The organism is Cypionkella psychrotolerans, from assembly GCF_001294535.1.
Taxonomy (GTDB): Bacteria; Pseudomonadota; Alphaproteobacteria; order Rhodobacterales; family Rhodobacteraceae; genus Cypionkella; species Cypionkella psychrotolerans.
Map to the genome: position 1 here is coordinate 57,047 of NZ_LGIC01000034.1, position 11,607 is coordinate 68,653.

Below are 11,607 nucleotides of genomic sequence, written 5' to 3' on the forward strand. Positions count from 1 at the left end.
GGATGGGCATTCTTGAGTTTAACAATGTTTCCAAGGGCTACGGCGATATGCCTGTGCTGCGGAACCTGAGCTTTCAGGTGCAGGACGGCGAGTTTCTGGCGATCCTTGGCTTCTCTGGTTCCGGCAAAACCACGTTGATCAACCTGATGGCCGGGCTGACCCTGCCGGATCGCGGCGAGGTGAATTTCAAGGGTGCACCGGTGACCGGGCCGGGGCCCGAGCGCGGGCTGGTGTTTCAATCCTATGCGCTGATGCCGTGGCTGACGGTGGCGGGCAACATTGGGCTGGCGGTCGATGCAGTGTCCAAAGGCAGCAAGGCTGAACGCACCGCTTTGGTGCAGAAATATATCAAGATGGTGGGTTTGGGCCATGCCGCAGATCGTCGCCCGGCGGAACTTTCCGGTGGGATGCGGCAGCGGGTGGCTGTAGCGCGGGCTTTGGCGATGCAGCCGGAAGTGCTGCTGATGGACGAGCCTTTGTCGGCTTTGGATGCGCTGACGCGGGGCAATGTGGCCGCAGAAATTGAGGCGATCTGGGCGGCGGACAGGCGCACCGTGGTGCTGATCACCAATGATGTCGATGAAGCTTTGGTGCTGGCCGACCGCATCCTGTGCCTCAATCCAGATGGTAGTTTGGGTGCGGCGTTTCCGGTCAACCTGCCGCGACCGCGCGACCGCAGTTCGATGAACGAAAGTGCTGAATTCAAAACCTTGCGCGCCGATGTCACCGCCTATCTGATGGATGTCGGCATCAAATCCAAGCTGCCGGAAACCCGGCTGCTGCCCGCTTTGACCCCGCGCCATGCTTTGCCGAAAGCCTATGCCAAGGCCGCCAATTCGGCGTTGGACGCACGTTATCTGCGCTATTCGCAGCTGCACAAGGTCTATGCCACCGCCAAGGGGCCTTTGACGGTGGTGGAGGATTTCAACTTGATCCTGAAGAAGGGCGAGTTTGTCAGCCTGATCGGCCATTCCGGCTGCGGCAAATCCACCGTTTTGACAATGACGGCGGGGCTGAACAGTATCTCGAAGGGTGCGATCACGCTGGACGGCACGCATGTGGAAGGTGCCGACCCCGAGCGCGCCGTGGTGTTCCAATCGCCCAATCTGTTCCCTTGGCTGACGGCAAAGGAAAACGTCGCCATCGGCGTGGACAAGGTTTATCCAAAATCCACCCAAGTCGAACGCCAAGAGGTGGTGGAATATTATCTGGAGCGTGTCGGGCTGGGCGATGCGATGAACCGTCAAGCGGCCGATATGTCGAACGGTATGCGGCAGCGGGTTGGCATCGCGCGGGCCTTTGCCTTGTCGCCCAAGCTGCTGTTGCTGGATGAGCCGTTCGGGATGCTCGACAGCCTGACCCGGTGGGAATTGCAGGAAGTGCTGATGGAGGTGTGGTCGCGCACCAAAGTCACCGCCGTTTGTGTCACGCATGACGTGGACGAGGCGATTTTGCTCGCCGACCGCGTGGTGATGATGACCAACGGGCCGAACGCCACGATTGGCAAAATCACCGAGGTGAAACTGCCGCGCCCGCGCAGTCGCCGCAGCCTGCTGGAACACCCAGACTATTATCACTACCGCAGCGAAGTGCTTGCATTCCTTGAAGAATACGAACACGGCCACAAGAAGAAGGACGTCGCGTGATGAAACAGAAACTTGTCGTCATCGGGGCGGGCATGGCCTCGGGCCGGGTGCTGGAACAACTGACGGATGCAGCGCCGGATGCGTTTGATATCACCCTGTTCAACGCAGAGCCGCGCGGGAACTACAATCGGATCATGCTTTCCCCAGTTTTGTCAGGCGAGAAAACCTATGCGGAAATCGTCACGCATGACGACGCTTGGTATGCCGCACGCGGTGTCAAAACCGTGTTGGGCCACGCTGTCACCAAGATTGACCGTGCCGCAAAAACCGTGACCAGCGCCGGGGTGGAGACGCCTTATGATCAGTTGATCATCGCGACCGGATCTGCGCCCTTCATCATTCCGGTGCCGGGCCACAAGCTGCCCGGCGTCGTCACTTACCGCGATCTGGAAGACACCAATGCGATGATAGCGGCAGCCAAGCCGGGGGCCAAGGCGGTGGTGATTGGCGGCGGGTTGCTGGGGCTGGAAGCCGCTGCAGGGATGCAGTTGCGCGGCATGGAGGTGGTGGTGATCCATCTGATGGGCCATCTGATGGAGCGGCAGTTAGACCCCGCCGCAGGCTATTTGCTACAAAAGTCGCTGGAGGCGCGGGGGATGAAAATCCACTGCAAAGGGGCGACTAAGGCCATCCTCGGCACCGACCGGGTAGAGGCCGTTCTGCTGGAGGATGGCACGGTTTATGACGCCGATATCGTCTGCATGGCGGTGGGTATCCGCCCCGAAGTGCGGCTTGCGAATGACGCGCATCTGGATGTGGGGCGTGGCATCATGGTGAATGATGCGATGCAGACCTCTGACCCAGCGATCTGGGCGGTGGGCGAATGTATTGAGCATAACAAGCAGTTGTTTGGGCTTGTGGCTCCGCTTTATGACCAAGCCAAGGTTTTGGCGCAGGCTTTGCTGGGGCAGGAAAGCGCCTTCCGTCCGGTGCAGACGGCGACCAAACTGAAGGTGACGGGTTGCGATTTGTTCTCGGCTGGCGATTTTGCCGACGGTCCGGGGCGCGAGGATATCGTGTTCCGCGATCCGGCGCGGGGGGTTTACAAACGGCTGGTGATTGAGGGCGACCAACTGGTCGGCGCGGTGATGTATGGCGATACCGCCGACGGCAACTGGTTCTTCGGGCTGATCAAAGATGGCACCGATATTACCGCGATGCGCGAGACCTTGATCTTCGGCCCAGCCTATCAAGGGGGTGCCCAAACGGACCCTATGGCAGCCGTTGCAGCCTTGCCGCCTAGCGCGGAGATTTGTGGCTGTAACGGCGTTTGTAAGAGCAAGATCGTTGATGCGATCCTCGGCGGAGCCAATACGTTGGACCTCGTGCGGGCTACGACCAAAGCCAGCTCCAGTTGTGGCACCTGCACCGGTTTGGTCGAGCAGGTGATGGCGGTGACGTTAGGCGACAGCTTTACCGCCAACGCTAACCCCGCGATGTGCAAATGCACCGATCATACGCATGAGGATGTGCGGCGGCTGATCAAGTCGATGGCGCTGAAGTCGATCCCGGCGGTGATGCAGGAACTTGGCTGGCGCTCGGTTGGCGGCTGTGCGTCCTGCCGTCCGGCGTTGAATTATTACCTGATCGCGGATTGGCCGACGGAATATGTCGATGACCGCCAAAGCCGTTTTGTTAACGAACGGAACCACGGCAATATCCAAAAGGACGGAACCTATTCGGTAGTGCCGCGGATGTGGGGTGGGGTGACGACGCCGTCCGAATTGCGCGCGATTGCGGATGCGGCGGACAAATACAATGTGCCGCTGGTGAAGGTGACGGGCGGTCAGCGGATCGATCTGTTGGGCGTGAAGAAGGAAGATTTGCCGTCGATGTGGCAAGATCTGAACGCGGCGGGGATGGTGTCGGGTCATGCCTATGCCAAAGGGCTGCGCACGGTGAAAACCTGCGTGGGGTCGGATTTCTGCCGCTTTGGCACGCAGGATTCCACCGGGCTGGGGATCAAGCTGGAGAAGCTTTTGTGGGGGTCTTGGACACCCGCAAAGGTGAAACTCGGCGTCTCGGGCTGCCCGCGCAACTGTGCGGAGGCGACCTGCAAGGATATCGGCGTGGTTTGCGTGGACAGTGGCTATGAGATTTCGGTGGCGGGTGCTGCCGGGATGGATGTTCGCGAAACCGAGTTTCTGTGCAAGGCCACCACCGAGGCTGAAACCATGGAAATCATCGCGGCCTTCGTGCAGCTTTACCGAGAAAACAGCCGCTATCTGCACCGGATTTACAAATGGGTCGGCAAAGTGGGTCTTGGTTGGTGTCAGGAGCAGATGGCCGACCTGACGGTGCGTCGGGCTTTGTATGACCGCTTCATGCTGTCGCAATCGGTCTATCAGATTGACCCGTGGGCGGAGCTTTCCAAACCCGACCAACGGGCGCAGTGGGTGCCGATGGCCGATCTTTCGCTGGAGGCCGCCGAATGAACTGGATCGACATTGGCGCGTTGAGTGACATCCCGGCACAGGGTGCGCGGGTGGTGAAAACTGCCGCTGGCTGTGTGGCGGTGTTCCGTACTGCCGAAGATCAGGTGTTCGCGCTTGACGACAGCTGCCCGCACAAGGGCGGACCACTGTCGGAAGGCATCGTGCATGGCAATGCCGTCACCTGCCCGCTGCACGCTTGGGTGTTTTCCTTGGAAACCGGCGTGGCGCTGGGGGCGGATGAAGGCGCGGTACAAAGTTATCCGGCGCGGGTCGAAGCTGGCCGGATTTTGCTAGATGCCAGCCGTTTGGTCCGGCGGTCAGCCGCATGACCCTACAGCCCGTCTCGTTAGAACCCGGCCAAATTCGCACCACCTGCCCCTATTGCGGCGTCGGCTGTGGCATCTTGGCTGCGGCCGATGGCAAGGGCGGGCTGAGTGTAAAGGGTGACCCCGATCACCCGGCGAACAAGGGGCGGCTGTGCTCTAAGGGCAGCGCTTTGGGCGAAACTGTGGGGCTGGAGGAGCGTTTGCTGGCGCCGCGTGTGTTCGGGCAAGACGTGGCTTGGGACGACGCTTTGGGCGTGGTGGCGAAGCGGTTTTCTAAGGTGATCGCGGATCATGGCCCGGATGCGGTGGCGTTTTATGTTTCGGGGCAATTGCTGACCGAGGATTATTACGTTGCCAACAAGCTGATGAAGGGCTTCATTGGTTCCGCCAATATCGACACCAATTCAAGGCTTTGCATGGCGTCCTCTGTCGCAGGCCACAAGCGGGCGTTTGGCTCTGATACCGTGCCGGGGCTGTATGAAGACTTGGAGTTGGCCGATCTGGTGGTGCTGACCGGATCGAATCTTGCGTGGTGTCACCCGGTTTTGTATCAGCGCCTTGCCATCGCGAAAGCTGTTCGCCCTGCGATGAAAATCGTGGTGATTGATCCAAGGCGGACCGCCACTTGTGACATTGCTGACCTGCATTTGGCGATAGCGCCGGGGTCGGATGCGGCCTTGTTCAACGCGCTGCTGGTGGCGATCGCAGACACGGGGGCGGTTGACCTCGACTATCTCTCCAATGTTACGGGCTATACCGAGGCGCTGACCGCCGCTTGCGCCAGTGATCCGAGTGAAACTGGCCTGCCCGCAGCCGATCTGGCCAAGTTTCTGCGCCTGTGGACCTGCACCGAAAAGGTGGTGACGGTTTATAGCCAAGGCATCAACCAATCCTCGTCGGGCAGCGATAAGGTCAATGCGATCATCAACTGCCACCTTGCCACCGGGCGGATCGGCCGTCCCGGCATGGGGCCATTTTCGGTCACGGGTCAGCCCAATGCGATGGGCGGGCGCGAGGTGGGGGGCCTCGCTAATATGCTCGCCTGCCATTTGGACATCGAAAATCAGACTCACCGTGATGCAGTTCAGGGCTTTTGGGCCAGCCCCGCTACGGCGCAAAAGCCGGGGCTGAAGGCGGTCGATATGTTTCGTGCCGTGGCCGATGGGACGATCAAAGCCATTTGGATCATCCACACCAATCCCGCTGTAACCATGCCCGATGCCGACGCGGTGACGGCGGCGATCAAGGCGTGCCCGTTCGTTGTGGTCAGCGATGTCACCGCCGAAACCGACACCGCGCGGCTGGCGCATGTGCTGCTGCCCGCGACGGCTTGGGGTGAAAAGGACGGAACCGTCACCAATTCTGATCGCACGATCAGCCGTCAACGCTCGGTTCTGCCGCCTCCCGGCAAGGCGCGTCCTGACTGGTGGGCGCTGGCGCAGGTTGCCAAGCGAATGAGCCACGGCAAGGCCTTCGCTTGGGAAACCGAGGCGGAGATTTTCACCGAATACGCTGCATTGTCTGGCATCGCCGGAAACCTCGGCAGCGACTTTGACATCTCTGACCTCGCCAGCCTGAGCCAAGCCGCCTACGACACCCTCACCCCCTTCACATGGCCACAAAACTCGCGCCAAAAGGGAGGTCGCTTCTTCGCCACCGGGCAGTTTCATACCCCAGACGCCCGCGCGCGGATGCTGCCGATCACGCCCCGCGCACCGCAAGCCTTGACGCCCGAACACCCGTTCCGCCTGAACACCGGGCGCATCCGCGATCAATGGCATACGATGACCCGCACCGCGAAATCGCCGCGCCTCAGCCAGCATCTGGCGGAGCCGTTTGTGGAAATACATCCGAGCGATGCCGCGCGTCTGAATATCCAACCCGATGATCTGGTTGAACTTTCCAATGGACATGGCCGCAACCTCCTGCGCGCGCTGATCAGCCAGAACGCAGCCCCCGGCCAGTTGTTCGCACCGATGCACTGGACGGCTGAGACCGCCTCTGCTGCCCGCATCGACGCTTTGGTGCCGGGCCTTGTGGACCCAATTTCCGGCCAACCTGAAAGCAAAGCCGCCGCCGTCGCGGCCCAGCTTTACCCCGCGCATTGGTTCGGCTTCGCCATCAGCGCCACCGTCCTACAGCCGACCGCAGAATACTGGGCCCGCGCCCGTGTCCCCGGTGGCTGGCGGATGGAATTGGCGGGGCTTACAGCGCCCGAGGATTGGACCCAATACGCGCGCGCCCTGTTCGCCCTGCCCAGTGCCGAAGCAACAACCGTCATCGACGCCAAACGCGGCCTTGCCCGCATCGCTTTTCACGTCGAGGGCCGCTTGCTCGCCGCCTTGTTCGCGGGCCCCAGCCCCGTCGCTGTGGCCCGAGATCACTTGGCCAGCCGCCTGAATGAGGCCGAGCCCACCATCCTCGCTGGCCGCCCGCGGGCTGATATGCCCACCCCCGGCGCTACGGTTTGCGCTTGCCTGAATGTCGGGATCAACACCATCCGCGCGGCGATCCAATCGGGCCGCGCGCTGAGTGTTGCCGCCTTGGGTGAAGCCTTGGGTGCAGGCACGTCCTGCGGATCGTGCCGCCCGGAACTTGCCGGATTGCTCACCCGTTTCAAACTTCCAGAGGCTGCCGAATGATCACCATTGCGCCCAAGCCATTGTTTTTACATCTTATCCTTGCCTTTCGGATTTGGCAAGCGCGCCTGCCAAACGGCAGCACGACACATATAACCGCACGAACGAAAGCCGCCAAACAAGGCTTCGTCAGCCTTGTCGGCGCTGGCCCCGGCTCGGCTGATCTGATCACTTTGCGGGGATTGGAGCGCCTGCAAGCTGCCGATGTGGTCTATTATGATCGCCTCGCCGATCCGGCTTTGCTGAAGCGTGCGCGCAAAGGGGCGAGCCTGATCTATGTTGGCAAGGCCCCCGGCTGTCATGCGATGCCACAGGCGCAGATCAACACATTGCTGGTGCAATCAGCGCAAGCGGGGCAACAGGTGGTGCGGTTGAAATGTGGCGATCCGGGCATCTTTGGCCGCGGGGCAGAGGAAGCCGATGCGATGAATGCCGCCGGGGTGGACTGGGAGATTGTGCCCGGTGTCACCTCGGCCTGTGCTGCGGCTGCCTCGGCCCGCAGCTTTCTGACCGAGCGTGGCCAAACCGAACGGCTGATCCTTGCCGCCGGGCATCTGCGCCACGACGGCGCTCAGGATTGGACCACCACGGCGCAGGCGGGCACCACGTTGGCCTGCTATATGGGGGTGTCGCAGGCGGCATCTATAACGCAAGGTTTGCTGGGCGCGGGCTGGCCTGCGGACTGTGCCGTGCAGGTGATCTCTAAGGCGCAAACACATGAGGAGCGGGTGTTTCATTGCCGTCTGGATGGGCTGGAAGCGCTTTGCGCGCAACATCCGAACCTCAATCCAGCGATCTTGCTGATCCGTTGGACTTTGATTGATGCAACCTCTGGAGCGTCACGGGTCAATGCTGTTGCGGTATCCGCCTAATCCCGTTCTGTGACAGAACGGATTTTGCACCGCAGGGCCGATCCGTGGTGATCATCTAGGCCGAAAGCTGTTATCGAGACTCTTGATCTGGTGGGATGGCCTGTCAGAGTCGTTTCGAAATCACATTGGGCCGCGATGAAATCCAATCTGCCTCTGCCGTCTTACGTCCAACTTTCCGCCGAGGATGAGGCGGCGCTTGCTGCACTCTACAAGCGTGGCACGCCGCAGAACACATTGCGCGCGTGGGAGCGCGATCTGGCCTATATCGCAGCGTGGAAAGCTGCGGTTTTTGGGCGAAGCCTGATCTGGCCGGAAAGCGAGCGGGTGGCGCTGCGGTTTGTGCTGGATCACACGCTGGATCTGACAGAGGTGCCCGGCGCCGCGCAAGATGCCGCACAAGAGTTGGTCGAACTGGGGCTGCGCCTGAGTTTGGCTTGCCCGGCCCCGGCCACATTGGATCGCAAGATTGCTTCGTGGCGGGCGTTTCATCGGATGAAAAACTTGGCCTCACCGTTCGAGGCACCTTTGCTGAAGCAGGCGCGGGCGAAGGGCCGTAAGGCGGCGGCGCGACCGAGGATGCCGAAATCGCCGCGCCCAGTGACGCGCAATGTCTTGGAGTTGTTGTTGGCCAGTTGTGACGACAGCATGCGGGGTCTTCGCGATCGGGCGGTGCTGATGCTGGGGTTTGGCTCGGGCGGGCGGCGGCGCAGCGAGATCACCAATCTTTACCGTGAGGATATTGGCATTGAGGATTTCGCCGCCAAGGGGCTGATTTGGGTCCGCTTGCTGGAAACCAAAACCACCAGCAAGACCGAAGCGCCGCGCCTGCCACTGAAAGGTCGCGCGGCACGGGCAGTGATGGGTTGGATAGAGGCGGCCGCCATCACCTCGGGGCCGCTGTTCCGCCCGATCTCGCAAGCCGACCGCGTGCTGGGCCGCAAGCTTGCGCCGGATGCGATACGGGTGATCTTGCGGCATCGCTTGAAACTTGCGGGACTGCCAGAGGATTACGCCACCCCGCATGGTTTACGCTCAGGATTTTTGACCCAAGCGGCCTTGGACGGCGCGCCGCTTGCGGCGGCGATGAAATTATCGCTGCACCGCTCGGCTGTTCAGGCCCAGCGCTATTACGCCGATGTCGAGATCACCGAAAACCCCGCGACAGATTTGCTGGGCGACTAAGGCTTATTTCATCTGCGGGGCGTTGCTGCACAACTCTGCCCTTGGACGATTCACTTCGTGAAGCCATATGGTTAGATAGGCGGTATGAGCAAGCCTTCACCCTCCCGGTCTCGCATGACGCACGGGTCCAGCGACAGTCCGGGCTTTCCGGAGCGGCTCGACCAGATCCTTGAGGGTGAAGAGATCGGCACCGTTACCCCCCCCCTCTCACGGTTTGCATGCAAACCATTGCCGGGCAACGGATGGTGTCGATAACACCCGCCGCTGCCATACCGCGATCCTCGACCGCCTTACCGCCGAAATCCAGATCCGCAGCGCCCTCATGAACCGCTTCTCAGCCTGCGGGCACCGCCGAAATCAATCGCGTGGCTTGAAATCAGCGGGGAAAGCGGCAGTCACGCCGCAGACATGAATTGTCCAACAACGCCGCTTGGCGTGAACACCGCACATCCAGATCTATACTGTGTTTAACTCCAAATGAAATCCATCGTGCTGAGTTGCCCGGCGTTTGTCAGGCCGCTTAGGGTGATGAGGATATCCGCCGCGCCGTCGCCGTTCACATCGACCTGCAGCTGAGTTCCAACAACCCTTGCCTCGGCAATTATCCGATCCACCCGAGAACGCAGCACCACCCATATAGGCGAAGGTGCCGATCAGCAGCCCACTAAACTCCATGACATCGCCTTGGTCAGCCCCGCTCGCCAATGCGGTGAAGACAAAGTGATCAGCGCCCGCGCCGCCCGTCAGCCTGTCGTTGCCTGCGTCTCTGGTCAGCAAGTCATCGCCTGCCTGTCCAAGCAACCGATTGGCCGCACCATTGCCGGTGATCGCGTTGGCCTGCGCATTTCCCGTGCCGCTGGAGGCCGTTGATCCAGACAGTATCAGGTTTTCAAACCCGCTGCCCAGCGTCCAGCTGACCGAACTTGTGATCAGATCTGTGCCTTCATCTGCATTTTCAAACAGCACATCCAAGACAGAGTCGACGGTATAGCTGTCATTGCCCAAGCGACCGATCATCGTGTCGGCTCCGGCAAGGCCCGACAGTAGGTTATCAGCCGCGTTGCCGATTGCGTTGATCGCAGCTTGTCCGGTGAGGGTCAGATTTTCGACAATGACCGCAAGTATCAGGCTGACAGATGACAGCACGGTATCGGCCCCGCCAGAGGCAGCCTCAGTCACCCGGTCGGACGGGGCATCCACAACATAGCTGTCGTCGCCGTTGCCACCTGTCATCGTGTCCACGCCGCCGCCGCCATCCAATGTGTCATTGCCGCCGCCGTTCAGCGTGTCATTCCCGGTCATCCCGAACGAAGCGTTGTCGCCGACGTAGCTGTTGATCAGGTTGGCTGCAGTATTGCCGCTGCCGTTCAGATTATCTGCGCCATCAAGGATCAGCGTCTCAAAGTTGCTGCCCAAGGCCCAGTCCATGGCCGCGATCACCACATCGGTGCCGCTGGCGGTTTGTTCGGCCAACAGATCGCCTAGGCTGTCGACATAATAGGCATCGTTGCCTGTGCCGCCTTGCATATTGTCATCGCCAGCGCGCCATTCAGCGTATCCGCGCCGCCCCCACCCATAAGGGTATCATTGCCCTGCATGCCCCAAAGATGGTTGGCTGCGGTGTTGGCGATCAGCAGGTTGTCGCTGGCTGAACCGGTTGCATCCAATGCGGCGGAGCCGCTTAGGTGTTTGATCCCACGGTTTGATGGTGCGATCCTTTCTCAGGCATGGAAGGAAGCAACATGGGACAGGTTCGTCCCGGGAGCGCCACGATCCCGTTGCCCGGTAGGTGAATGCATGCATTCGCCGAGAGGGGCGCACGCCGTCAGAGCCGCAATACAGCGATCACAAGCTTCGCTCGCGCAGTTGAGCCGCGAGCGGGGCATCAACCCCAAGACGGTGGCGAAATGGCGCAAGCGCGCGCCGGTCGAGGATATGAAGACCGGGCCGTCGGAGCCGCGGTCCACCGTTCTGACAAAGGCCGAAGAGGCGATGGTCGTCGCATTCCGGCGCCGTACGCTGCTGCCGCGGGATGACTGCCTCTATGCATTGCAACCGTCGATCCCGCACCTGACCCGTTCGGCGCTGCACCGGTGTCTGCAACGGCACGGCATCTCCCGCCTGCCCGGCGTCGAGGGCGACAAGCCGAAGCGCCAGAAGTTCAAGCGCTGCCCGATCCATTGGCCGACAGGCGGGTTCTTTCACATCCGCTGCCCTATCGTGGTTTGCGTGCAAACCACGAGAGGGGACATCGCTGAGATGCAGACCGCTGAAGGCAAGCTCTCGCTCTTCGTCGGCATCGACCGGACTGCCAAGTTCGCCGTCGCGCAACGCGTTGCAACGGCTGACAGACGCACCGCCTGGGAGTTCGTGCAACACATGCTCGAAGTCGTGCCCTATCAGGTTCATACCATTCTCCCCGATCGAGCCATTGGAAGCGCCACGGGTTCAAGCCCAATGGCGAGGGGCATCCCGTTCGCCGAGCAACCCCGGAACCGCAATACGAT

8 protein-coding genes and 1 pseudogene are annotated in these 11,607 nt (G+C 61.1%); 7 read left to right on the forward strand and 2 right to left on the reverse strand.

The window, feature by feature from the left end; all coding sequences use genetic code 11:
• Nucleotides 1-2: 2 nt before the first annotated feature.
• From AKV04_RS07960 to AKV04_RS07985, 6 genes are all read left to right on the forward strand, one after another.
• A complete protein-coding gene (locus AKV04_RS07960) occupies nucleotides 3-1,646 on the forward strand; it encodes an ABC transporter ATP-binding protein (RefSeq protein WP_054005924.1) in 1,644 nt (547 codons plus the stop codon).
• The gene (nirB, locus tag AKV04_RS07965) at nucleotides 1,646-4,081 is read left to right on the forward strand and encodes a nitrite reductase large subunit NirB (RefSeq protein WP_054005925.1); all 2,436 of its coding nucleotides are present in this window, start codon (nucleotides 1,646-1,648) and stop codon (nucleotides 4,079-4,081) included. Before AKV04_RS07960 ends, nirB begins: the two co-directional genes overlap by 1 nt.
• Nucleotides 4,078-4,410: a nitrite reductase small subunit NirD gene (nirD, locus tag AKV04_RS07970; RefSeq protein ID WP_054005926.1), complete on the forward strand. Its 333-nt coding sequence runs from the start codon at nucleotides 4,078-4,080 to the stop codon at nucleotides 4,408-4,410. The genes nirB and nirD overlap by 4 nt, the downstream gene beginning before the upstream one ends.
• A complete protein-coding gene (locus tag AKV04_RS07975; RefSeq protein WP_054005927.1) occupies nucleotides 4,407-7,049 on the forward strand; it encodes a nitrate reductase in 2,643 nt (880 codons plus the stop codon). Before nirD ends, AKV04_RS07975 begins: the two co-directional genes overlap by 4 nt.
• Entirely contained in the window at nucleotides 7,046-7,918 is an 873-nt protein-coding gene (cobA, locus tag AKV04_RS07980; RefSeq protein ID WP_054005928.1) for a uroporphyrinogen-III C-methyltransferase, read from the forward strand. The genes AKV04_RS07975 and cobA overlap by 4 nt, the downstream gene beginning before the upstream one ends.
• 135 nt (nucleotides 7,919-8,053) lie before the next feature.
• A complete protein-coding gene (locus AKV04_RS07985; RefSeq protein WP_054005929.1) occupies nucleotides 8,054-9,100 on the forward strand; it encodes a tyrosine-type recombinase/integrase in 1,047 nt (348 codons plus the stop codon).
• A gap of 456 nt (nucleotides 9,101-9,556) precedes the next feature.
• Here the strand turns inward: AKV04_RS07985 and AKV04_RS07990 are convergent, their stop codons facing one another.
• Together AKV04_RS07990 and AKV04_RS27810 are read right to left on the reverse strand one after the other, a co-directional pair.
• Nucleotides 9,557-10,627 carry a calcium-binding protein gene (locus AKV04_RS07990; protein ID WP_054005930.1) on the reverse strand — a complete coding sequence of 357 codons (1,071 nt, stop codon included), beginning with the start codon at nucleotides 10,625-10,627 and terminating at the stop codon, nucleotides 9,557-9,559.
• Nucleotides 10,582-10,767 (reverse strand): hypothetical protein, encoded by a 186-nt coding sequence (locus tag AKV04_RS27810; RefSeq protein ID WP_054005931.1) that lies wholly within the window; start codon nucleotides 10,765-10,767, stop codon nucleotides 10,582-10,584. Before AKV04_RS27810 ends, AKV04_RS07990 begins: the two co-directional genes overlap by 46 nt.
• A 130-nt stretch (nucleotides 10,768-10,897) precedes the next feature.
• Between AKV04_RS27810 and AKV04_RS08000 the strand changes: the two are divergent.
• A pseudogene (locus AKV04_RS08000) lies at nucleotides 10,898-11,607 on the forward strand (hypothetical protein); the annotation flags it as partial.